This window comes from Enterobacter cloacae complex sp. IR5384 (assembly GCF_049237265.1).
Classification (GTDB): domain Bacteria; phylum Pseudomonadota; class Gammaproteobacteria; order Enterobacterales; family Enterobacteriaceae; genus Enterobacter; species Enterobacter cloacae.
This window is the reverse complement of the sequence record NZ_JBMKHJ010000007.1, coordinates 142,973-164,641: the sequence shown is the minus strand read 5'-3', so window position 1 is coordinate 164,641 and position 21,669 is coordinate 142,973. Positions and strand designations below refer to the sequence as shown.

Annotated in this window: 24 protein-coding genes; 11 read left to right on the top strand and 13 right to left on the bottom strand. The window is 51.9% G+C overall.

The genetic code is table 11. From position 1 onward, the window contains the following. Positions 1–195 precede the first annotated feature (195 nt). Positions 196–1,419 carry a peptidase T gene (gene pepT / locus ACOTX3_RS09045; protein WP_058679144.1) on the top strand — a complete coding sequence of 408 codons (1,224 nt, stop codon included), beginning with the start codon at positions 196–198 and terminating at the stop codon, positions 1,417–1,419. A gap of 89 nt (positions 1,420–1,508) precedes the next feature. Here pepT and ACOTX3_RS09040 read toward each other — a convergent pair whose 3' ends face one another. The 8 genes from ACOTX3_RS09040 to rluE all read right to left on the bottom strand — a co-directional run bounded on the left by ACOTX3_RS09040 (position 1,509) and on the right by rluE (position 9,317). Beyond that, entirely contained in the window at positions 1,509–2,630 is a 1,122-nt protein-coding gene (locus tag ACOTX3_RS09040; protein WP_014831472.1) for a cupin domain-containing protein, read from the bottom strand. A 91-nt stretch (positions 2,631–2,721) separates the two neighbouring features. Then, on the bottom strand, positions 2,722–4,185 hold the full coding sequence (gene phoQ, locus ACOTX3_RS09035; RefSeq protein ID WP_029881973.1) for a two-component system sensor histidine kinase PhoQ: 1,464 nt from the start codon (positions 4,183–4,185) through the stop codon (positions 2,722–2,724). Further along, the gene (gene phoP / locus ACOTX3_RS09030) at positions 4,186–4,857 is read right to left on the bottom strand and encodes a two-component system response regulator PhoP (RefSeq protein WP_013097083.1); all 672 of its coding nucleotides are present in this window, start codon (positions 4,855–4,857) and stop codon (positions 4,186–4,188) included. Positions 4,858–4,980: 123 nt separating this feature from the next. Continuing rightward, the gene (gene purB / locus ACOTX3_RS09025; RefSeq protein ID WP_058679143.1) at positions 4,981–6,351 is read right to left on the bottom strand and encodes an adenylosuccinate lyase; all 1,371 of its coding nucleotides are present in this window, start codon (positions 6,349–6,351) and stop codon (positions 4,981–4,983) included. 19 nt (positions 6,352–6,370) lie between these two features. Further along, positions 6,371–7,000, bottom strand: a complete 630-nt coding sequence (hflD, locus tag ACOTX3_RS09020) for a high frequency lysogenization protein HflD (protein WP_013097081.1) — start codon at positions 6,998–7,000, stop codon at positions 6,371–6,373. 27 nt (positions 7,001–7,027) lie between these two features. Next, the gene (gene mnmA, locus ACOTX3_RS09015) at positions 7,028–8,140 is read right to left on the bottom strand and encodes a tRNA 2-thiouridine(34) synthase MnmA (RefSeq protein WP_127868963.1); all 1,113 of its coding nucleotides are present in this window, start codon (positions 8,138–8,140) and stop codon (positions 7,028–7,030) included. Between the two features lie 40 nt (positions 8,141–8,180). Next, positions 8,181–8,654 (bottom strand): NUDIX hydrolase, encoded by a 474-nt coding sequence (locus ACOTX3_RS09010; protein WP_029881976.1) that lies wholly within the window; start codon positions 8,652–8,654, stop codon positions 8,181–8,183. A 9-nt stretch (positions 8,655–8,663) separates the two neighbouring features. Beyond that, positions 8,664–9,317: a 23S rRNA pseudouridine(2457) synthase RluE gene (rluE, locus tag ACOTX3_RS09005; RefSeq protein ID WP_029881977.1), complete on the bottom strand. Its 654-nt coding sequence runs from the start codon at positions 9,315–9,317 to the stop codon at positions 8,664–8,666. A 117-nt stretch (positions 9,318–9,434) separates the two neighbouring features. Here rluE and icd point away from each other — a divergent pair, with 117 nt between their 5' ends. From icd to ACOTX3_RS08980, 5 genes are all read left to right on the top strand, one after another. After that, positions 9,435–10,685: an NADP-dependent isocitrate dehydrogenase gene (icd, locus tag ACOTX3_RS09000; RefSeq protein WP_013097077.1), complete on the top strand. Its 1,251-nt coding sequence runs from the start codon at positions 9,435–9,437 to the stop codon at positions 10,683–10,685. Between the two features lie 309 nt (positions 10,686–10,994). Continuing rightward, positions 10,995–11,630 carry a response regulator transcription factor gene (locus tag ACOTX3_RS08995; protein ID WP_029881986.1) on the top strand — a complete coding sequence of 212 codons (636 nt, stop codon included), beginning with the start codon at positions 10,995–10,997 and terminating at the stop codon, positions 11,628–11,630. A 143-nt stretch (positions 11,631–11,773) separates the two neighbouring features. Next, positions 11,774–13,771, top strand: a complete 1,998-nt coding sequence (locus tag ACOTX3_RS08990) for a BCCT family transporter (protein ID WP_038979854.1) — start codon at positions 11,774–11,776, stop codon at positions 13,769–13,771. 61 nt (positions 13,772–13,832) lie between these two features. Beyond that, entirely contained in the window at positions 13,833–14,180 is a 348-nt protein-coding gene (locus tag ACOTX3_RS08985; protein ID WP_013097074.1) for a DUF1304 domain-containing protein, read from the top strand. A 71-nt stretch (positions 14,181–14,251) separates the two neighbouring features. Then, positions 14,252–14,497: a YmjA family protein gene (locus ACOTX3_RS08980; RefSeq protein ID WP_058679141.1), complete on the top strand. Its 246-nt coding sequence runs from the start codon at positions 14,252–14,254 to the stop codon at positions 14,495–14,497. Here the strand turns inward: ACOTX3_RS08980 and ACOTX3_RS08975 are convergent. Beyond that, positions 14,475–16,001: an EAL domain-containing protein gene (locus tag ACOTX3_RS08975; RefSeq protein ID WP_058679140.1), complete on the bottom strand. Its 1,527-nt coding sequence runs from the start codon at positions 15,999–16,001 to the stop codon at positions 14,475–14,477. The genes ACOTX3_RS08980 and ACOTX3_RS08975 overlap by 23 nt on opposite strands. 248 nt (positions 16,002–16,249) lie before the next feature. Between ACOTX3_RS08975 and ACOTX3_RS08970 the strand changes: the two genes are divergently transcribed. Together ACOTX3_RS08970 and ACOTX3_RS08965 are read left to right on the top strand one after the other, a co-directional pair. Next, a complete protein-coding gene (locus tag ACOTX3_RS08970) occupies positions 16,250–17,734 on the top strand; it encodes a sensor domain-containing diguanylate cyclase (protein WP_371867669.1) in 1,485 nt (494 codons plus the stop codon). Between the two features lie 279 nt (positions 17,735–18,013). Further along, positions 18,014–18,262, top strand: a complete 249-nt coding sequence (locus tag ACOTX3_RS08965) for a GlsB/YeaQ/YmgE family stress response membrane protein (RefSeq protein ID WP_008500746.1) — start codon at positions 18,014–18,016, stop codon at positions 18,260–18,262. A 54-nt stretch (positions 18,263–18,316) separates the two neighbouring features. Here the strand turns inward: ACOTX3_RS08965 and yoaJ are convergent, their stop codons facing one another. Genes yoaJ through ACOTX3_RS08950 form a run of 3 tightly spaced genes read right to left on the bottom strand, consistent with a single transcriptional unit; the run spans position 18,317 to position 19,564 of the window. Beyond that, positions 18,317–18,391 (bottom strand): protein YoaJ, encoded by a 75-nt coding sequence (gene yoaJ, locus ACOTX3_RS08960; RefSeq protein WP_072205158.1) that lies wholly within the window; start codon positions 18,389–18,391, stop codon positions 18,317–18,319. Then, positions 18,392–18,490 (bottom strand): YoaK family small membrane protein, encoded by a 99-nt coding sequence (locus tag ACOTX3_RS08955; protein WP_014883431.1) that lies wholly within the window; start codon positions 18,488–18,490, stop codon positions 18,392–18,394. It lies immediately after the preceding gene. A 45-nt stretch (positions 18,491–18,535) separates the two neighbouring features. Beyond that, positions 18,536–19,564: a sensor domain-containing diguanylate cyclase gene (locus tag ACOTX3_RS08950; protein WP_058679139.1), complete on the bottom strand. Its 1,029-nt coding sequence runs from the start codon at positions 19,562–19,564 to the stop codon at positions 18,536–18,538. A gap of 307 nt (positions 19,565–19,871) precedes the next feature. On the opposite strand from ACOTX3_RS08950, the gene ACOTX3_RS08945 reads away from it, so the two are divergent. Then, on the top strand, positions 19,872–20,126 hold the full coding sequence (locus ACOTX3_RS08945) for a DUF333 domain-containing protein (RefSeq protein ID WP_038979863.1): 255 nt from the start codon (positions 19,872–19,874) through the stop codon (positions 20,124–20,126). An 80-nt stretch (positions 20,127–20,206) separates the two neighbouring features. Then, positions 20,207–20,512, top strand: a complete 306-nt coding sequence (locus ACOTX3_RS08940; RefSeq protein WP_038979865.1) for a periplasmic protein — start codon at positions 20,207–20,209, stop codon at positions 20,510–20,512. Here the strand turns inward: ACOTX3_RS08940 and ACOTX3_RS08935 are convergent, their stop codons facing one another. Beyond that, on the bottom strand, positions 20,513–20,857 hold the full coding sequence (locus ACOTX3_RS08935; RefSeq protein ID WP_058679138.1) for a DUF488 domain-containing protein: 345 nt from the start codon (positions 20,855–20,857) through the stop codon (positions 20,513–20,515). It lies immediately after the preceding gene. Positions 20,858–20,958: 101 nt separating this feature from the next. On the opposite strand from ACOTX3_RS08935, the gene ACOTX3_RS08930 reads away from it, so the two are divergent. Then, positions 20,959–21,666, top strand: coding sequence for a CTP synthase C-terminal region-related (seleno)protein (locus tag ACOTX3_RS08930; RefSeq protein ID WP_014831497.1), 708 nt, complete (start codon positions 20,959–20,961; stop codon positions 21,664–21,666). Positions 21,667–21,669: the final 3 nt, after the last annotated feature.

Genomic DNA, 21,669 nt, shown 5'->3' with positions numbered 1-21,669 from the left:
CCCAGATCGATACCAATGAGCGCAATGTTTTCCATGATAGTTCTCCGAATGAAAGCCTGTCCTCAGCATAGTACCGGGAAGGAGGGAGTGACCATCTCATTAAATATTCTCGTTTGCGGGATAAAAGTGACCTGACGCAATATTTGCGTTTTGATGCTTATTGATAATGTTGTCACAAAAAGTGAGGGTGACTGCATGGATAAATTACTTGAGCGTTTTTTACAGTACGTTTCGCTGGATACCCAATCTAAACCGGGTATCCGCCAGGTGCCAAGCACCGAAGGCCAGTGGAAGTTATTAAACCTGCTCAAAGAGCAGCTTGAGGCCATGGGGCTGGTCAATGTCACCCTGAGCGAAAAAGGCACTGTGATGGGAACGCTGCCTGCCAACGTCCCCGGTGATATTCCGGCGATTGGCTTTATCTCCCATGTCGACACCTCTCCGGATTTTAGCGGTAAACATGTTAATCCGCAGATTGTGGAAAACTACCGTGGCGGTGACATTGCGCTGGGAATAGGTGACGAAGTGCTTTCGCCGGTAATGTTCCCGGTGCTGCACCAGCTCCTCGGGCAGACGCTGATCACCACGGATGGCAAAACGCTGCTGGGGGCAGATGACAAAGCGGGTATCGCGGAAATCATGACGGCACTGGCGGTGCTGAAAGGAAAAAATATTCCGCACGGTGATATCCGTGTGGCCTTTACGCCGGACGAAGAGGTGGGCAAGGGGGCGAAACATTTTGATGTCGAGGCCTTTAACGCGCAGTGGGCCTATACCGTGGACGGCGGTGGCGTGGGCGAACTGGAATTTGAAAACTTCAATGCCGCGTCCGTGACCATCAAAATTGTGGGTAATAATGTGCATCCCGGCTCCGCCAAAGGTGTGATGGTGAATGCGCTGTCGCTGGCGTCCCGTATTCATGCGGAAGTCCCGGCGAATGAGAGCCCGGAGCAGACTGAAGGTTATGAAGGTTTTTACCACCTGACCAGCATCAAAGGCACGGTGGACAGCGCGCAGATGCACTACATCGTGCGTGACTTTGACCGTAAAGCGTTCGAAGCGCGCAAGCGTAAGATGATGGAAATCGCGAAGAAGGTGGGTAAGGGGCTACACCCGGACTGCTATATTGAGCTGATTATTGAAGACAGCTACTACAATATGCGCGAGAAGGTCATGGAGCATCCGCATATCCTGGATATCGCCCAGCAGGCCATGCGCGACTGCGATATTGAACCGGTGCTGAAGCCGATTCGCGGCGGCACCGACGGTTCGCAACTGTCCTTCATGGGATTGCCGTGCCCGAATCTCTTTACCGGGGGATACAACTATCATGGTAAGCATGAGTTTGTGACGCTGGAAGGAATGGAGAAAGCGGTGAAGGTGATTGTGCGGATTGCGGAGTTAACCGCGAAGCGTTAAGACATCGCCCGGTGGCGCTGCGCTTACCGGGCCTACGGGAACAGGTAGGCCGGGTAAGGCGTAGCCGCCACCCGGCAATACATTACAACTCAGTCCTCAAAGAACCAATATCCGCTGTTGACCAGCGCGGCAAGCATGGCGAGGAAAGAGGGATCTTCCAGGGCGTCGCCAAAGGTATCGGCAGTCAGTACCAGATGGCTGGCGATGGCTTCCAGCGCCGGGCGATGCGGAGAATCCAGCTTCTCGCCGTTGACGAAGACATCTTCACCGATGCGCAGCACGCGTAACCCACCCAGGCGAACCAGCTTGTCACCCTGCTGCAGCGCATCATAAATCTCGTCGGCCTGATACGGCGGCTCCGGAGGTGCCACATCCAGCTCGTGACGTGACTGGCTGATAAACTCACCAAACCACTGTCTGAAATGTTCCGGCTCGTTGATCAGATCCAGCATCATGCCGCGCAGCTTATCCAGTTCTGCTGGCAGAATGTCTGCCGGATGCTCGCGGGAAGGCACATCCGGATCGCTGTAGCGATGGCTGCCCAGCTCGCGTTGCAGAACGTAATCGGCAAAACCGCTGATCATCTCACGACCACTTGGCGCGCGGAATCCGACAGAATAATTGAGGGAGTTTTCCAGCGAGTAGCCTTCATGCGGGAATCCCGGCGGAATATAAAGAATATCTCCCGGCTCCAGCTCTTCGTCGATGATCCCGTCAAACGGATCCACCTGAAGCAGGTCAGGATGCGGGCAGTGCTGTTTCATCGGCACTTTTTCACCCACGCGCCAGCGGCGGCGGCCGGTCCCCTGAATGATAAACACATCGTACTGATCCAGATGCGGGCCAACGCCGCCCCCTGGCACGGAGAAGGAGATCATCAGATCGTCCATTCGCCAGTCGGGCAGGGCGCGGAACGGGCGCATTAAGGCTGCCGTCGGCTCGTGCCAGTGGTTGACCGCCTGCACCAGTAATGACCAGTTATTTTCACCGAGGTGATCGTAGCTTTCGAAAGGACCATGGCTGACCTGCCATTTTCCATCCTGGTGGCTCACCAGGCGGCTGTCGACTTCGTTTTCCATGGCCAGGCCAGCCAGTTCATCAGGCGAGATAGGGTCGACAAAATTGCTGAACCCGCGCTTAAGAACTACCGGGCGTTTCTGCCAGTAGCGTTCAATAAACTCGGGCCAGTTCAGTGCTAAGTGATAATCCATATTTTTTTATTCCGCAGGCTCTTACTGAGTCGGATTATAACGGAAGCGCAGAAGCCTGGGTGCGAGATCCGCGCATTTTTCACATAACGGGCTAACTATCGTTCGATGTGGGCTGCTGACGGCCAAAAATCACTTCCATTCTGGCACCGCCAAGTAAACTTTCACCGGTTTCGATTTTGCCGTCGTACTGGTCGACAATCTCGCGTGCGACGGACAACCCCACCCCCTGACCGGGACGCAATGTATCCGCACGCTGACCGCGATCAAATACCACGTCACGTTTGTTTCGCGGGATCCCCGGGCCATCGTCCTCAACAATGATGTGCAGCTCGTTGTCCGTCTGACGGGCGGAAACCTCCACGAACTCCAGACAATATTTACAGGCGTTATCGAGCAGGTTACCCATCACCTCCATGAAATCATTCTTTTCGCCGACGAAACTGATTTCAGGAGAGATATCGAGACTGATGTTCACCCCTTTACGCTGATACACCTTATTCAGCGCAGAGGTCAGGTTATCCAGCAGTGGTGCCACGGGGTGCAGCTCCCGGCTCAGCAGGGCGCTGCCGGAACGCATGCTGGCGCGATGAAGATAGTAGCCAATTTGCTGCGAAATACGACTGATCTGCTCAAGCATCACCGGCTCGGCATCATCGACGCTCATTCTGGAGCTGCGCATGGATCGCAGGGTGCTTTGCATGACGGCCAGCGGGGTCTTCAGGCTGTGAGTGAGGTCAGTCAACGTGGTGCGGTATTTATCGTAGCGCTCGCGTTCACTTTTCAGCAGGCGGTTAAGGTTACGCACCAGACTTGTTAGCTCACGCGTTGTCTCAGGATTAAGCTTCTCGCGATGATGCTCTTCCAGCTCGCGAACCTCTTTCGCCAGCGATTCAATCGGGCGCAAACTCCACCAGGCAGCAATCCACAGCAGCGGTATGACCAGCAGCAGATTGGCAGCCAGCACGTAGACGAACCAGCCCCAGACCCGATAAGAGCGTTTAAGCTCGACGGGGATGGTATCCACCACTACGATGGTCAGCTGCGGCATGTCAGGCGTGGCGGGATAGAGGTTGATGGCGACGGAGTGGGTCATTTCTGTTTCGGCGTCATCGGCGCGGATCTCATTCAGCTTTTTTTGCAGAGAGCGATCTTCGCGCAGCAGGCTGCTGGTGGTATTCAGATCGGCTTCAATTTCATGGAATCCGTTGGTTTTCAGCCATTCCGGGCGGATGCTTTTCACCAGCCAGGGAACATCACGCTGTGCCCACAGCAGTTTCCCTTTTTCATTGTAAATCAGCGCCAGCGTGGGACTCTGCTGGTTAAGATTCTCCGGCATCTCGACGCTGATCTGGTTGTTTTCCCACTTTGCGAGGGTATAAAACAGGTTGCTCTCACCGCGCAGCAGACGAAAGGTCGTTTTATCAAAACTGACGCTGTAACCAACCAGCGCCACCATGCCGTAAGAAAGCGACAGCACCAGCACAACGGCGGCTGTGGCCAGCAAAAAGCGAACCCGCAGTGAAAGGGGCATAATGTGCCGCATTAGTCGTTTCATTTAGCGTAATTCGAACAGGTAGCCCTGACCGCGCACGGTTGTGATCACATCATGCGGATACTGCGCCTGAATCTTCTTACGCAAACGGCCCATCAGCACATCAATGGTGTGACTCTCACGCAGTTCGGCATCCGGGTAAAGCTGGAGCATTAAGGAGTCTTTGCTCACCACTTTACCGTTGTTACGGATCAGCGTTTCCATGATGGTGTATTCGAAGGCCGTCAGTTTGATGACTTCATTGTTGATTGAGAATTCCCGCCGGGAGAGATCCACCTGGAAAGGTGGAAGGGAAATCACCTGGGAGGCGAGCCCGCTGTTGCGGCGTAACAATGCCTGCATGCGTGCCGCCACTTCTTCAATATGAAACGGTTTGGTGACGTAATCATCGGCACCGGCACTGAGCACTTCCACTTTGTCCTGCCAGCCTTCACGCGCGGTCAGCACCAGGACAGGAAGGGAGACATCGTGGCTGCGCCAGCGGCGAATCAATGACAGTCCGTCTTCGTCAGGTAACCCGAGATCAACGATGGCGATATCCGGCAGGTGTTCATTGAGATAATAATCGGCTTCTTTTGCATCTTCCGCATCATCCACCTGATGTCCCATCTCCTGAAGCTGAACCTTCAGGTGATGACGTAGCAATGCGTTATCCTCAACAACCAGTACGCGCATCATCTTTCTCCCAGAATTAATAGTATGAATAGTTTAACGCTGATTATGTTGTTGTGGGGATAAACATTGAGTAAACCGGGGAAAAAGCCGCCCCCTTTTCGGGCGAAAAGGGGGCGGGGGAGATTACTTCAGCTCGTCGACCATGGTGATGGCGCGGCCAATGTAATTCGCTGGTGTCATCTCTTTCAGGCGGTTTTTTTCCGCTTCCGGCAAGGCGAGGCTATCGATAAACTGTTTCATACCTTCCGCATCGACACGTTTACCACGGGTCAGCTCTTTCAGTTTTTCATACGGTTTTTCGATGCCGTAACGACGCATTACGGTCTGGATCGGTTCGGCCAGCACTTCCCAGTTGTGGTCCAGCTCGTCCAGCAGACGATCGCGGTTCACTTCCAGCTTGCTCACCCCTTTCAGGGTGGACTGATAGGCGATCAGCGCATAGCCAATCCCCACGCCCAGGTTACGCAGCACGGTGGAGTCGGTCAGGTCGCGCTGCCAGCGGGAAACCGGCAGTTTGCTCGCCATATGCTGCAACACGGCGTTGGCCAGACCCAGGTTGCCTTCGGAGTTTTCGAAGTCAATCGGGTTCACTTTGTGCGGCATGGTTGAAGAGCCGATTTCACCGGCGATGGTCTTCTGCTTGAAGTGGTTCAGCGCGATATAACCCCACACGTCGCGGTCGAAGTCGATCAGAATGGTGTTGAAGCGGGCGATACAGTCGAACAGCTCGGCGATATAGTCGTGCGGCTCAATCTGAGTGGTGTACGGGTTCCACTGAATTCCCAGGGAGGTCACGAACTCTTCACTGAACTGATGCCAGTCCACTTCCGGGTAAGCGGCGATATGGGCGTTGTAGTTACCTACCGCGCCATTGATTTTACCAAGGATCTCAACCTGTTCCAGCTGACGATACTGACGCTCCATACGGTATGCCACGTTAGCCATCTCTTTACCCATCGTGGATGGCGTAGCGGGCTGACCGTGGGTACGGGAGAGCAGGGGAATGTCGCGGTATTCCACAGACAACGCTTTCACCGCGTCAATGATTTTACGCCAGTAAGGCAGAACCACCTCTTTGCGCGCGGTAGAGAGCATCAATGCGTGAGACAGGTTATTGATGTCTTCAGAAGTACAGGCGAAGTGAATGAATTCAGACACCGCGAGCAGCGCCGGAACGCTTGCCACTTTCTCTTTCAGGAAGTACTCAACCGCTTTTACGTCGTGGTTGGTGGTACGTTCAATGGTCTTGATGCGAGCAGCATCTTCTTCATTGAAGTCAGCAACGATTTTATCAAGGTAATCGTTTGCCTGGGCGTCAAAAGCAGGAACTTCCTTGATTGCTGCCTGGGCGGCCAGCTTTTGCAGCCAGCGTACTTCAACCTGAACACGGAACTTCAGCAGGCCATATTCGCTGAAGATCCCGCGCAGCGCGCTGACTTTATCGCCGTAGCGTCCATCGACAGGGGATACGGCGGTCAGTGAGGATAATTCCATAATTCGCAACTCCGGGAGGTTAACAATGAGCAAGAATTTGTTTTGCCTGAGTCGTCAGGCGATTACGAGAAAACATTAACTGCAGGCGGCCACCGCCAACCTGATGCCACAGCACGGCGGCACGGATACCGGCCAGCAGCGAGGCGCGTACTTTTGCCTGGACCTGCGGGCTTTGCAGTACGGCAGGTGAACCGGTGACCTGGATACGCGGGCCCAGCGGACTGATAACATCAACATAAATACCGGCCATGGCGCTCAACAGCGTTTCAGACTGCAGATCAAAATGGTCGAGCTGACGCTGCAAGCCGGCAATGCGGTCACCCAACGTATTCAGCGCGCCTTTCGCTGCGCTGAGTTTACGTTCCAGCACCATCAGGCTTAATGTATAACGGGTAAGCTCCGCGTTTAATCCCTGACGGCTGCTGGCATTAAGCACGCCAAGCAAGGTTTCAAGACCGAGACGAAGATTGGTTTCGCTGCCACCGAAGACACCCAGGGTTGAACCGGGGTTGAGATCGATAACGCTGTTGAGCGAAACGTGCAGCGCGTCAGCGTCACAATGACCCTGATGCGCCAGCTGTTGCACCAGACGGGCTGACTGGCAAATTCCTGCCAGTGCCAGGGTGATGTCATAATAGTTCTTCGCCACACGTTCTCCTTTATGTGTGCAATCGGGTTAAAAGGCCGGCAGCGGCAGGCGCTGTTCTATGATCCCACCACCCAGGCAGATATCACCGCTGTAGAAGACGGCGGACTGGCCCGGCGTGACGGCTGCAACTGGCTCGTCAAAACGCACGTCAATGCGATCGTCATCCAGCGCGGTAATGGTGCAGGGGATATCCGTCTGACGGTAGCGTGTTTTTACCGTGCAGCGCAGGGTACCTTTGAGCGGTTCACGGTCGACCCAGTGCAACTGTTGCGCGATCAGGCCAACGGACATCAGACGCGGATGGTCGTGCCCCTGAGCGACGATCAGAATATTGTTTTCGACATCTTTGTCGACCACGTACCACGGATCTTCGCTACCGTCTTTGGTACCGCCGATACCCAGGCCTTTACGCTGGCCGAGGGTGTGGTACATCAGCCCCTGATGCTGGCCAATTTCGTCACCATCGACGGTGACAATTTTGCCCGGCTGCGCAGGCAGGTAGCGACCAAGGAAATCGCGGAATTTGCGCTCGCCAATAAAGCAGATACCGGTGGAGTCTTTTTTCTTCGCGGTGATCAGATCCAGCTCTTCAGCGATTTTACGGACTTCTGGCTTTTCCAGCTCGCCAACCGGGAACAGGCTTTGTGCAATCTGTTCATGGCTTAGCGTATAAAGGAAATAGCTCTGATCTTTATTACCGTCCAGACCGCGCAGCAGCTGGCTTTTGCCGTTCAAATCGGCGCGACGCACGTAGTGACCGGTCGCAATATAGTCTGCGCCCAGATCTTCCGCCGCGAATTCGAGGAAGGCTTTAAATTTGATCTCTTTGTTGCACAGAATATCCGGGTTTGGGGTACGGCCCGCTTTGTACTCTTCCAGGAAAAGCTCAAACACGTTATCCCAGTATTCTGCGGCAAAGTTAACGGTGTGCAGTTCAATGCCGAGCTTGTCGCACACGGCCTGCGCATCGGCGAGATCCGCAGCGGCAGTGCAATATTCCTCGCCATCATCTTCCTCCCAGTTCTTCATGAACAGGCCCTCCACCTTATAGCCCTGTTGTTGCAACAGGTAGGCGGAAACGGAGGAATCGACACCGCCGGACATGCCGACGATCACTTTTTTCTGGCTGTTATCTGACATGGAATACTCACGACATTGAACTTCAAGGCGGCGTATTCTATCACGCCCCCCCACCATTGACACCCTCTGTAAACGGCCAGTTAAATTCTGCGATGACCTCCAGCGGCAAGCGTGCGCCTGACTGCCAGCAGCGAATGCTTTCGGCAACCAGCGGCGAGCGCAGGTTTGGCGCGTTCAGGATCTCGTCGGCGGTGACCCACAGGCAGCGATCGATATCGTCGTCGTGCGGCTCAGTGGCGCACGTTTCGCTAAGCTCGACGGCAAATAAAAAACGCAGGAAGGGCGTTTTATCAGGCGCAATCCACTGATGCATACGAATGAAGTGCTGAGGCTCCGCGCGGATGCCCGTCTCTTCCCAGAGTTCACGTTTTGCGGCCTGTAATAAGGTTTCATTGGCTTCCAGATGCCCGGCTGGCTGATTCCACAGCGCTTTGCCGTTAATGCTCTCTTCTACAACCAGGAATTTCCCCTGCGCGTGAACCACACAGGCGACCGTGACATGAGGTTTAAACATATTGACTCCTTAAGGGGCAACGTCCCGCCATTCACCGTTAGCCAGGGAATCCAGGGTGTAACTGCCCATGGCATAGCGAATCAGGCGCAGGGTAGGGAAGCCTACGTGGGCGGTCATGCGCCGAACCTGACGGTTGCGGCCTTCATAAAGGGTGATTTTGAGCCAGCTGGTGGGAATAGATTTGCGCTCGCGAATGGGCGGGTTGCGCGGCCACAGCCACTCCGGTTCATTCACACGTTCAATACCTGCGGGCAGGGTGGGGCCATCGTTTAACGTCACGCCGTTGCGGAGTGCGGCGAGCGCCTCTTCATCCGGCTCACCTTCCACCTGCACAAAGTAAATTTTGCCGGTGCGTTTTCCGGGCTGCGTGAGTTTTGCCTGTAGGGCTCCGTCGTTGGTTAAGACCAGCAGACCTTCGCTATCGCGGTCCAGACGACCCGCGGCATAAACGCCCTGAACAGGAATGTAATCCTTTAACGTGCTGCGCCCGGCTTCGTCGGTAAACTGCGGCAACACATCGTAGGGTTTATTGAACAAAATAACCCGCTTTGGCTGGCTTTCTTGCGGTCTTCTGGCGGCTTGTCGTGAGCTGAATCGCTCAACCCGGTGTTTTGTAAAAGAAGTTTTCTTCATGGTATTTTCAGGCGTTATCAATTGCCGCATTATAGCCTAATAACGAAGACCTTTCATGGCGCAGGACAATCAGGTACTATCGAAGGGCTCATTACAATTTATTAACATAAGATCAGTAACAACCAGAAGCGCTCGAAGGAGAGGTTAATGGAAAGCAAAGTAGTTGTTCCGGCGGAAGGTAAAAAGATCACCCTGCAAAACGGCAAGATTAACGTTCCTCACAATCCGATCATTCCATTCATCGAAGGTGATGGTATCGGTGTAGACGTTACCCCGGCAATGCTGAAAGTGGTTGATGCCGCTGTTGAGAAAGCCTACAAAGGCGAGCGTAAAATTTCCTGGATGGAAATTTACACCGGTGAAAAATCTACTCAAGTTTATGGCCAGGACGTTTGGCTGCCAGCAGAAACGCTGGACCTGATCCGCGACTACCGCGTTGCTATCAAAGGCCCACTGACGACGCCAGTTGGTGGCGGTATCCGTTCCCTGAACGTGGCACTGCGCCAGGAGCTGGACCTGTACGTGTGTCTGCGTCCGGTTCGTTACTATCAGGGCACCCCAAGCCCGGTTAAGCACCCTGAGCTGACCGATATGGTTATCTTCCGCGAAAACTCAGAAGACATCTACGCGGGTATCGAATGGAAAGCTGACTCTGCTGACGCAGAAAAAGTGATTAAATTCCTGCGCGAAGAGATGGGCGTGAAGAAAATTCGCTTCCCTGAGCATTGCGGTATCGGCATCAAGCCGTGCTCCGAAGAAGGGACCAAACGTCTGGTGCGCGCGGCAATTGAATACGCGATCACCAACGACCGTGACTCTGTGACCCTGGTTCACAAAGGCAACATCATGAAGTTCACCGAAGGCGCGTTCAAAGACTGGGGTTACCAGTTGGCGCAAGAAGAGTTCGGCGGTGAGCTGATCGACGGCGGCCCATGGCAGAAGATCAAGAACCCGAACACCGGCAAAGAGATCATCATTAAAGATGTTATCGCCGATGCGTTCCTGCAGCAGATCCTGCTGCGTCCAGCGGAATACGACGTGATCGCCTGTATGAACCTGAACGGTGACTACATCTCCGACGCCCTGGCTGCACAGGTTGGCGGTATCGGTATCGCCCCAGGCGCGAACATCGGTGACGAATGCGCCCTGTTCGAAGCAACCCACGGTACTGCACCAAAATACGCAGGCCAGGACAAAGTGAACCCAGGCTCTATCATCCTGTCCGCAGAGATGATGCTGCGTCATATGGAATGGTTCGAAGCCGCAGACCTGATCGTTAAAGGTATGGAAGGCGCGATTAACGCGAAAACCGTAACCTATGACTTCGAACGTCTGATGGAAGGCGCTAAACTGCTGAAATGTTCAGAGTTTGGTGACGCGATTATCGCGAATATGTAATCCAGATTCTGGGTTAAACAAGAACGGGAGCTTGATGGCTCCCGTTTTTATTTTGTGTGCAACCGGTATCACGACTACCACGGAAATTTCATAAAAAAATTCATACTCAGAACATTCCCGGGAAATAAGCGAAAGAGAGACTATAGCTTCTGACAGAAATGGCTCTGTGAGCGCATCAACGTTATTCGCTCTCGAAAGCGAACGGTGTGGAAATGTTATCCGGCATGACGTTAGCAGTCATAAATACTTTGGGAATGGACGCAACTGTTCGTATTATGTCCCTGAAAGATTTAATCAGGAGAAATTGATATGGAAGAGGTTATTTATGTTATCGATGATGATGATGCATATCGGTCGTTTGTTGTTCAGTTCTTAACAGCCGCGGGCTATCAGACATTTGACTTCAGTAATGCCGAAGAATTTTTATCCTCTCCCATCGTTGATCATCCTTCATGCTTAATCCTTGAATTAAACCTTCCGCGTATGAATGGCTTTGACGTGATGGATGCACTCAAAGCGCGTGGATGCGCTATACCGGTACTCATTCTGACGAAGAGCGGCTCAATCCCTTCCTGCGTTCGGGCAATGAAAGCAGGCGCCCGGGATTTTTTGACCAAACCGGTCGAACCTGAACAACTTTTGCGCGTGGTGAATGAGGTATTGATCGACGCGACAAACCATTTTCTGGAACAGCAACGGTTATTTGAACTGTGCAAAAATTACCAGGCGTTGACGCGACGTGAGAAACAGATTTTTGAGCTGGCAATTAATGGCTTGCAAAATAAACAAATCGCATCGGAACTGGGCATAACAGAAATTACGGTGAAGGTACATCGACGCAGGGTGATGGATAAAATGCAGGTTCGTACGTTAGCGGATCTGGTACATGCTGCCGGCACGTTGCAAATCGGTAAATCCCGATGTCCACCCCGCAGGCTTTATTGATAACGCGGCGATCGTCACCGGACAGTTTATATCACCCTGACATTCATTCAGATTATTGTCCCCCTGGGGTGTTGAATTTTGCTACTCTATGAGAGGTAACGCCTCTCAACCGGGGCGGTCTACGATAATGGAATGAATTGATTATGAGTGAAAATGATACTATCCCAAAGAAGTCTACAAGCCAGATTAACAAAGCGGTATTCTTCACATCTGCTTTGTTAATTTTCCTTCTTGTCGCCTTTGCCGCAGTATTCCCGGATCTGGCCGACAAAAAATTCAAACTCCTGCAGCAACAGATATTCACCAATGCCAGCTGGTTCTACATTCTTGCTGTCGCCCTGATTTTACTGAGTGTTACTTTCCTCGGTCTTTCGCGTTACGGTGATATCAAACTGGGGCCGGATCATGCCCAGCCTGATTTCAGCTACCATTCCTGGTTTGCGATGCTGTTTTCGGCAGGGATGGGGATCGGCCTGATGTTCTTTGGCGTTGCCGAACCGGTAATGCATTACCTTTCGCCACCCGTCGGCACCCCTGAAACCGTAGCCGCAGCGAAAGAAGCCATGCGCCTGACGTTCTTCCACTGGGGACTGCATGCATGGGCCATCTATGCCATAGTGGCGCTGATTCTGGCATTCTTCAGCTACCGTCACGGTTTGCCATTAACGCTGCGTTCCGCACTCTATCCCATCATCGGCGATCGCATCTACGGTCCTGTCGGCCATGCAGTCGATATTTTTGCGGTGATAGGGACGGTCTTTGGCGTTGCCACATCGCTGGGTTACGGTGTTTTGCAGGTTAATGCCGGTCTGAACCATCTTTTTGGGGTGCCCATCAATGAAACGGTGCAGGTCATTCTGATTGTCGTCATCACGGGGTTAGCGACGATTTCAGTGGTGTCCGGTCTGGACAAGGGAATACGTATCCTCTCTGAACTCAATCTGGGTCTGGCTGTTTTACTCCTGGCGCTTGTGCTGTGTCTTGGACCAACCGTACTTTTACTGAAATCTTTTGTCGAAAATACCGGCGGTTATCTTTCGGAATTAGTGAGTAAAACCTTTAACCTTTACGCCTACGAACCGAAATCAAGCAACTGGCTTGGTGGCTGGACGCTATTGTACTGGGGATGGTGGCTTTCCTGGTCGCCGTTTGTCGGTATGTTCATCGCGCGCGTATCCCGTGGCAGGACAATTCGTGAGTTTGTCACGGGCGTGCTGTTTGTTCCCGCAGGTTTTACCCTCATGTGGATGACGGTGTTTGGTAACAGCGCCATTTATCTCATCATGAATCAGGGAGCAACAGATCTGGCAAATACCGTCCAGCAGGATGTCGCGCTGGCCCTGTTTAATTTCCTTGAACATTTCCCGTTTTCCTCAGTGTTGTCATTTATTGCAATGGCGATGGTCATTGTCTTCTTTGTCACCTCGGCTGACTCCGGGGCGATGGTTGTGGATACGCTGGCATCGGGTGGCGTCGCTAACACGCCTGTATGGCAGCGAATTTTCTGGGCCTCGCTCATGGGGATTGTGGCCATTGCACTGCTGATTGCGGGTGGGCTAAGCGCGCTGCAAACCGTGACAATAGCGAGCGCATTACCGTTCTCCGTGATCTTATTGATCTCAATATACGGACTGTTAAAAGCCCTGCGTCGGGATTTGACCAAACGTGAAAGTCTGAGCATGGCGACGATTGCGCCGACTGCCGCACGTAACCCTATTCCGTGGCAGAGAAGGTTGCGCAATATTGCCTATCTGCCGAAACGTTCTCTGGTGAAACGGTTTATGGACGACGTTATCCAGCCTGCCATGACGTTGGTTCAGGAAGAACTGAACAAGCAGGGGACGTTGAGTCATATCAATGATGCGGCTGACGATCGTCTCCGGCTTGAAGTTGATTTAGGCAATGAGCTGAACTTTATTTATGAAGTGAGGCTACGTGGCTATAATTCGCCAACTTTTGCTCTTGCCGCTATGGATAATGACGAGCAACAGGCAGAGCAACACCGCTATTATCGCGCTGAAGTGTATCTGAAAGAGGGCGGTCAGAACTATGATGTGATGGGCTGGAATCAGGAACAGCTTATCAATGACATACTGGACCAGTACGAAAAACATCTGCACTTCCTGCATCTGGTTCGTTAATACCAAAATGCCGTCCGATGGGACGGCATTTATTTTGCCACTGACTGTGTGAGACCGCCTCATGTTAGCCACTGTACTTATCATTATTGTTGCGTTAATCCATCTCTATATTCTGGTGCTGGAGATGTTCCTGTGGAACACCAAAACCGGGCACAAGGCTTTCAATCTCACGCCCGATTTTGCGCGTGACACCCGCGTACTGGCTGCGAATCAAGGGCTGTATAACGGTTTTCTGGCGGCGGGTCTGCTCTGGGGACTCTGGCTCGGAGAGCGCGGTGTCCCTGTGACCGTCTTTTTCCTGAGCTGCGTGCTACTTGCCGGAATTTTTGGCGCAGCGACTGCCAGTCGAAAAATCCTCTATGTTCAGGCTATGCCGGCTCTCGCTGCCTTACTTGCGCTGCTTATCTAATACTTTGGTCAACGTAATGCGTCCGCTATACTCGGTGCATCACCCGCTAAATGACAGACGAGAGACTGTTTATGAACAACGATATTCCGCTTAAATATTATGACATCGTCGATGAGTATTCGACGGAAACCGCTGAGCCAGTCAGTGAGTCAGAGCATGACGCGCTGGCGTACTATTTCCAGCTGCTGCTGACGCGGTTAACGAACAACGAGGAAATCAGCGAGGAAGCCCAGCAGGAAATGGCCAGTGCGGCGGGGATCCGCACGGCACGCATCGATGATATTGCGAATTTCCTTAATCAGTGGGGGAACGAGTAGCCCGCAAGGGCATTCTCATCGTAAGTTTCTTCGCCAGTTCACTGCGTGTCAGTGATTTTGAGAAGTACCACCCCTGGATCAGAGCGTCAGGATACCTGTCCGCAATAAAACGATACTGGGTTTCACTTTCCACCCCTTCGAAAACGAGCGTTTTGTTGAGCCTGGCAAGCGCATCGCAAAAAATAGCAAAAATATTCTGCTTATAATGTTCATTGATACCGTCCACCAGCGACTTATCGATTTTGATTTCGTCATATTCCAGCAGAGAGAGTCGGTCCAGGTTTGAGTTTTTCACGCCGAAATCGTCTATCGATATTCTCACCCCAAGTTTTTTCAGCTCCAGACAAAACCCTTCCAGAATATCCGCACTGGATACCGCTTTTTCTGAAAGTTCCACTTTTATCAAAGACAGGGGGATGTGATTAAATGCACATTCACGACGTAACGTCTGGATAAACTGTCCATCTTCAATCTCTGTTCGCCCAACGTTCAGCGAAATCATCAGCTGATGTTTAATGGCAAGCGGTGCGATCTCAGACAGCGATTTTTCAATAATATTAATATAATACTGTCGGTACAGCCCAATTTTCTTAATTAAAGGAATAAACAGTTCCGGAGAAACATCGGTGCGATGATAATCGCGCCATCTCGACAGCACTTCTACCCCGACAATGCTTTTATCCTGGATACGTATAATCGGCTGGTAGTTAACGCTGATAGAATTGTTTTTTACCGCCTTAACCAGCGTTCGCTCCAGTGAGAAGCGATCTTCGTAAATGCGCATGAAAAACAACGAGATTGCGGTCCAGATAAAACACAAAATAGTCGTCAGAAGAATAAACACCACAACGGGGAGCGAAGCCAGGCCCGCGTCGTAATGCTTCACCGTAACGCATATGTCCCATCGCGTGCTGCACTGCGTCAGGGTCAGGGTAAAAAGCGCTGAATCTGGCCAGTGGTGTTTTATGACATCTGGCTTAACCGAGAAAAAAGTTCGGTCGAAATTTTTCGTCGTGGTACTCAGCGCATAGTTTGCCGTAACCGGCATGAATTTATCGTAGGCATAACGCGAGGTGAAAATAATCACATTATTATAGATTGCCGCGTTGCCAGTGAAAAAATCTTTTCTCGAAAACTGCGCTAACAGAAAGCCTCTTGGTGTTTTATGGAGTTCTGTCGGTAGAGGGACTGGAGTGGCGAGCTTACCCCAAAAGGCAGTACAGACGACTTGCCCATTTTCAACAAAACCGATATCGGAAAAATAGGGGCTGTCGAGTTTTAGCTTTCTGTAGCGATCAAGGCTGGTTTGATCGCAGCCTCGGGTTGTTACCTCTTTAAGGGCCAGCGCGATGCTTTCGGATAATCCTTCGGAATAGTGCAAAAGCGTCTGGGCGATCTCACGCTGTTTATCCTTCTGCTGGCTGATGATAACCGCATTTACCGCATACAGAGACAGAATGACCAGAATCGTTGATACGATAGCAACGGCAATGATTTTTTTCATTTTCCGGTTATCCTGTCAGCTCCCTGATGGGGTGAATCTTAACACAGCCGGGGCAGGGTACAAGCCTGGTCCTCACGGGAGAGAGCGGCAGGCGCCAGGGGATCTCCGTAATAACCCTGACGCAAATTTTAGTGAAGCAAAATAATAACCGCTTCTTATTGTGCGCTTAAGTGCAATTTATTTTCCTCTTATCCTGACCTTTGTTACAGTGACACGAGTTGTCAGCCAGGGATGTCAGGCGTGATAAGGTGGAAAAGCTCGTGCATGTGAAAAATACTTTTTACACAACAACCATTACTGTCATCATTGTCTCGTTGATCATCTCGTTGTCGCTTGCGGTCCAAATTACCACGTCCAGACAGCAGTCAATTCAGCAAATTAATACCAGCGTTGCTAACCTGAGCCATACCCTGGATGTTTATACTGAGGGGATCATGCGTCAAAGCGAAATGCTGATCACCACCATTTCAGACATGATCGACATTTATGGTATGACCCCGGAACAGGCGACCAATATTCAGCGGATAATAGAAAACCAGGATAATCTTCTTAGCCAGATTAATAATGTGGTTATTTACAATGTCAATGGTGACATCTTTACGGCATTGTACGGACGTTTTTCCGGGCCGCGAAAAGGGGCTGACAGATCGTTTTTTATCTATCACAAGGAAAATAAAAGTCAGCAGATTTTTATTGGCCAGCCGGTCGTGAGCAGAACGAACGGGAAATGGGTGATTACGATCAGTCGACGGCTTGAAACGCAGACCGGAGACTTTAACGGCGTTGTCGTGGTGACGCTTGGAATCGAAAATTTTCTGGCACTCTACGGGCAGATTAATATTGGCCATGCTGGAGTCATTGGCCTCACGACACAATCCGGCGTGTTGCTGGTTCGCTATCCGTTTAAAAATAACTACATTGGCGCGATTGTTTCAGACTCACCCCTGTTCAGAGAATACCTGAAGGTACAAAATTCAGGGATTGCCAGCTCGGTTTCGCGGTTTGATAAAGTCGAACGCATTTTCGCTTTTGAGAAAAACAAACGTTACGGATTGGTCACCACCGTTGCAGTGAGTAAAGAAGAAGCACTTGCAGCCTGGCGTAAGCAGGCCATTCAGCTCGCCGTACTCATTCTTATTTTTACCGTGGCGCTTATCGTCGCGTCTTATTTCCTCTATTCGGATCTGTCCAGAAAAACCAGAGATAACAAAGAGCTCAAGATAATAGCCTCTGAAGATGCGCTGACGGGGCTTTTCAACCGCCGCACGTTTGATGAAAAAATTCTGTCTGAAATCGCCACGTGTGCGGATAACGACACGCCAATTTCTATCCTCATTGTCGATGTCGATTATTTCAAAAAATACAATGATAACTACGGTCACCCAGAAGGAGACCGTTGTCTTACCCTGCTGGGGAATAGCCTCAGAGAGAGCCTTACCCGCAACAACCAGCTTGTGGCGCGTTATGGCGGCGAAGAGTTTGCGCTGATCCTGCCAGACGCCGATATTCAGGAAGCCATCCGCCTGGCCCAGACGATCATCCGCAATGTATTTTCACTGCATATTGAGCATGCCTTTAGCCCCTTTGGACGGGTAACGGTCAGCGTCGGGGTGTCAACCGCACGTGCCGTTGACATTGCAGGCAGCCAGCAGAACATTATTATTGCGGCTGACCAGGCGCTCTATCAGGCAAAACGCGCAGGACGCAACCGCTATGCCTTTATCGCCGTATAAGCGGGCAAAAAAATGCCCACTAAAGCGTGGGCAAAAATACTGGAAGCAATGTGAGCAATGTCGTACTGAATACCTGAGTGTTTAACTCAACTATTCAGTGTTGAGAAAGATAATCTTTCTCATCTTAAGTTGCAACCCCACATTTCGTGTGGTGCGGTTTTGGATACTAAATGCGCACTCTCTCGCTGTGATACTAATCACAAATTTCCTTTCCCGGATCCTGTGCTATCCTTTTTGTGTCGTTGATTTAATGACAAAAACCATACAGAGAGGAAAGTTATGGGAATTTTATCCTGGATTATCTTTGGGCTTATTGCGGGTATTCTGGCGAAGTGGATCATGCCGGGCAAAGATGGCGGTGGTTTTATCGTTACCGTGATACTGGGTATTGTCGGCGCGGTCGTCGGCGGCTGGATCAGTACGCTGTTCGGGTTTGGCAAAGTTGACGGTTTCAACTTCGGCAGTTTTGCTGTCGCCGTGATCGGCGCGCTGGTTGTTCTGTTTATCTACAGAAAAATCAAAAGCTAAGTTTGATAAGCGTTAAAAAAGGCTGCCAGATGGCGGCCTTTTTACGTTGCGGTGTTACCACCAGCCAAATTGCGTGCCAGCAACGGCGACGATGGCGAGGAGCAGCATAATGAGGGTGGTTTTTCTCATTTATGCTCCCGGAGCCGCGTAACCACCGACAAAAAACCATGCTAAAAAAACCACCGCCGTTATAAAAATAACGACCGGGAAGAGGATCCCTATTCTCATGCCATCACCTTTTTCGGTTTTCAGAATGCCGTAAAGTGTACGGGGTTAATCCAAAACGTGAAAGCGCGTTTTGCCTTTACCCTTTTTATCCTGATACATCGCAACATCCGCGACGCGTAATGCGCTGTCCGGATCCATCCCGGCAGGATCAACTTCGACAACTCCCAGGCTTGCACCCGGGTACACAATACTCACACTGCCCAACCCGTATTGGCCGGCAATCCGGTCGCGAAGCCGCGCCCTGAGCAGGTTAATCTGGCCCTCATCAGCCTGATTTTCCGCTTTACTCAGGCAGGCTACCAGGAACTCATCGCCCCCCAGGCGGCCGATAATCTCGTCTTCGGTCTTTTCATCTGACAGACGTTTGCCGACTTCAATGAGGAATTGATCGCCTGCTTCATGCCCGTACTGGTCGTTAATCCGTTTAAAATCATCCAGATCGATAAAAGCGATAATTACGTTGCGTTTAAGGTGGCGGCCTAAAGAAAACAGGGTATTGAGATCTTCAAAGATGGCGCGGCGGTTGGGTAAACCGGTGAGAACGTCGGTAAAGGAGTAGGCGATGAGCGCTGCATTCGCTTCTCGAAGTTGAGAAAGCAACGACTCTTTCTGAATATACTGGGCAATCAGCCCAGCAAAGAGTTTCAGCACGTGTTCGCCGCGTTCACTGAGCAGCTTCTTTTCCGTGCTGGTCGCACAGAGCGTGCCGTACAGGGAACCATCCGCCAGGTGAACCGGCACGCTCATGTACGTGGTAATACCGAGCGCTTTCGCGGCGTCGCAATCCGCCCAGCGTTCAGAAACCTCGTTACTGAAAATGGTGTCACTGTCCAGAGCGCGTTTGCACAATGTATCGCCCCAGGGCACGCTTAGTCCCTCCGGGATCTGCATCTGCTTACTGTTTCGGGCATACAAAATATGCTGAAGACGGGCATTGATATCGACCTTCGTCAGGTAGGTCGACTCCATTTCGGTCACAAGTTCCAGCATCTCCAGCAACTGGCGAACGAGACTTTCAAGGGATTGTTCCGTGGTGAGCGTTTCTGACACTCGCGCCAGGATGATATCTGACATGACGTAGGTTGACTCCCATGCACAAGACGTCTGCATCTGCATGCTATGCTGAAAATTTCGACTTCAGCCATAGTAAAACATGAATGGTGAGAATTTTATATATCCACCAGAAGCAGGCAGGGGAGAAAAAGGCCCCGTTGTTGAGACCGGGGCAAAGACATCTTGATTACGGAATGATGTTCTCTGGTCATAAGGAGAACACGCCTCACTATAGTGTTGAAAAGTGCAGTTAAAATGGAGAAATGATGGAGAAAGCGACGGCGACCCGTTACCCTTATCTTCTGATGATGTAAAAAGGATCAACACGATGAGATTTCTGCTTTTGGCTCTCGCGCTACCCCTGGCGGCCTGTACCACAAAAACGTCTCCACCTGTTGCCCCACCGCCGCCGCATAGGGTGGGGATGGCTAACCCTGCCTCTGTCTATTGTCTGGAAAAAGGGGGAGAGCAGATCCCAATCCAGAGCCCGCAGGGCGTGCGTACGGAGTGTAAATTGCCCGGTGGCGAAGTGATCGACGAATGGGAGCTCTACCGCCGCGATCATCCGCAACCCGCCAGGTGACAGCAGGACAAAGATTGCGATACACTTCTCTTTAAGATTATTCTTAGCCAGTTTCTGGCCACCGTTATCGTGAGAGAAGTATGTTTCAGCTTAAACCGGGCAGCATGGCGTTGATCATTGGTGCCCGCACGGCCTCAGGCCGTCGCAATGTGGGTAAATCCGTTGAGTTGTTTGGCCTTTGCCAGCCCGGCCAGCGCTTCGTTAACCCGGTCAATGGCGTGATGACGCAGCTGCCTGCGACAGCGGATCGCGCGCTCTGGCTGGTGACGGGCGATGTCTACGCCTTTGATAATCAGCACGGTTTTGCGTTTGTGCGCGCCGAACATCTGCTGCCGCTCACGCCGGATGAGGCACCGCAAACCTCCGATGCGCTGACGGCCAGCTAATCACAGATGGCGCAGCCAGTCGGCTAAGACCATTGCGTGATTCTGTTCGGTATTTTTCGCGGCGTAGAGAAGGGTTAAGGTTTGCTGTCTGGCGAGGGTTGCAAGACGCAATCCTTCGTCTTTATGCTGCGCCAGCTCTTCCCGATACGCCTGGCTGAAGGCAGCGAAATCAATGGTTTCACTGTGAAAGGCCTTACGTAACCCGTCAGAAGGCGTAAGCGCTTTGCACCATTCATCATGCACAAGGTCTGCTTTTTTCACCCCTCGCGGCCACAGTCTGTCCACCAGCACCCGATAGCCATCCTCCGGGGCTGCCTGTTCATAGACGCGCTTGCACTGAATCATCATTTCCCCCTCCCAATTTAAGGTATTGTGATTATTGCAGAAGATCGGTAGTCTGAGGTTCCTTATGTTATCTGATAATACTCTGGCATAAGGAACCTTTCATGGAACACCTCCCGGTTAAAACGACGCTGCGCATTGCGCTGGTTGGCGATTACAATCCCGATGTGATTGCGCACCAGGCGATCCCGCTGGCCATTGATGATGCTGCTGCAGTACTGGATCTCACCGCTGATTACGACTGGCTAGCGACGACGGAGCTGACCAGCCCTGAAGATCTGGTGGGTTACGATGCCATCTGGCTGGTTCCTGCAAGCCCCTACAAAAACACCGAAGCCGCCTTTATCGCTGCACGCTACGCGCGCGAAAACAGCATTCCGTTTCTCGGCACCTGCGGCGGTTTTCAGCATGCATTGATTGAGTATGCGCGTAATGTGCTCGGCTGGAGCGATGCGGCGCACGCCGAAACGGACACCGAAGGCTCAATGGTGATTGCGCCGCTGACCTGCTCGCTGGTGGAAAAAACCGATGCGATTGAACTGCGTAACAACACGCTTATTGCGAAAGCCTACGGCAAGCCGGAAATTGAAGAGGGATATCACTGCAACTACGGCGTATCGCCGGAATTTGCGCAGGAGCTGGAGAGCGGTGATATGCGCGTGACGGGCTGGGACGAGCAGGGGGAAATCCGTGCCGCAGAGCTGGTCACCCATCCGTTCTTCGTGATTACCTTATTCCAGCACGAGCGTGCAGCGCTGGCGGGGCGTCCGGTGGTGTTGGTACAGGCGATGCTGCGTGCGGCACGGGGATAAATA

Coding starts and splice junctions, on each gene's coding strand:
- pepT (WP_058679144.1), top strand. CDS start 196: ATGGATAAATTACTTGAGCGTTTTTTACAGTACGTTTCGCTGGATACC.
- ACOTX3_RS09040 (WP_014831472.1), bottom strand. CDS start 2,630: ATGGATTATCACTTAGCACTGAACTGGCCCGAGTTTATTGAACGCTAC.
- phoQ (WP_029881973.1), bottom strand. CDS start 4,185: ATGAAACGACTAATGCGGCACATTATGCCCCTTTCACTGCGGGTTCGC.
- phoP (WP_013097083.1), bottom strand. CDS start 4,857: ATGCGCGTACTGGTTGTTGAGGATAACGCATTGCTACGTCATCACCTG.
- purB (WP_058679143.1), bottom strand. CDS start 6,351: ATGGAATTATCCTCACTGACCGCCGTATCCCCTGTCGATGGACGCTAC.
- mnmA (WP_127868963.1), bottom strand. CDS start 8,140: ATGTCAGATAACAGCCAGAAAAAAGTGATCGTCGGCATGTCCGGCGGT.
- ACOTX3_RS09010 (WP_029881976.1), bottom strand. CDS start 8,654: ATGTTTAAACCTCATGTCACGGTCGCCTGTGTGGTTCACGCGCAGGGG.
- rluE (WP_029881977.1), bottom strand. CDS start 9,317: ATGCGGCAATTGATAACGCCTGAAAATACCATGAAGAAAACTTCTTTT.
- icd (WP_013097077.1), top strand. CDS start 9,435: ATGGAAAGCAAAGTAGTTGTTCCGGCGGAAGGTAAAAAGATCACCCTG.
- ACOTX3_RS08995 (WP_029881986.1), top strand. CDS start 10,995: ATGGAAGAGGTTATTTATGTTATCGATGATGATGATGCATATCGGTCG.
- ACOTX3_RS08990 (WP_038979854.1), top strand. CDS start 11,774: ATGAGTGAAAATGATACTATCCCAAAGAAGTCTACAAGCCAGATTAAC.
- ACOTX3_RS08985 (WP_013097074.1), top strand. CDS start 13,833: ATGTTAGCCACTGTACTTATCATTATTGTTGCGTTAATCCATCTCTAT.
- ACOTX3_RS08980 (WP_058679141.1), top strand. CDS start 14,252: ATGAACAACGATATTCCGCTTAAATATTATGACATCGTCGATGAGTAT.
- ACOTX3_RS08975 (WP_058679140.1), bottom strand. CDS start 16,001: ATGAAAAAAATCATTGCCGTTGCTATCGTATCAACGATTCTGGTCATT.
- ACOTX3_RS08965 (WP_008500746.1), top strand. CDS start 18,014: ATGGGAATTTTATCCTGGATTATCTTTGGGCTTATTGCGGGTATTCTG.
- ACOTX3_RS08955 (WP_014883431.1), bottom strand. CDS start 18,490: ATGAGAATAGGGATCCTCTTCCCGGTCGTTATTTTTATAACGGCGGTG.
- ACOTX3_RS08950 (WP_058679139.1), bottom strand. CDS start 19,564: ATGTCAGATATCATCCTGGCGCGAGTGTCAGAAACGCTCACCACGGAA.
- ACOTX3_RS08945 (WP_038979863.1), top strand. CDS start 19,872: ATGAGATTTCTGCTTTTGGCTCTCGCGCTACCCCTGGCGGCCTGTACC.
- ACOTX3_RS08940 (WP_038979865.1), top strand. CDS start 20,207: ATGTTTCAGCTTAAACCGGGCAGCATGGCGTTGATCATTGGTGCCCGC.
- ACOTX3_RS08935 (WP_058679138.1), bottom strand. CDS start 20,857: ATGATTCAGTGCAAGCGCGTCTATGAACAGGCAGCCCCGGAGGATGGC.
- ACOTX3_RS08930 (WP_014831497.1), top strand. CDS start 20,959: ATGGAACACCTCCCGGTTAAAACGACGCTGCGCATTGCGCTGGTTGGC.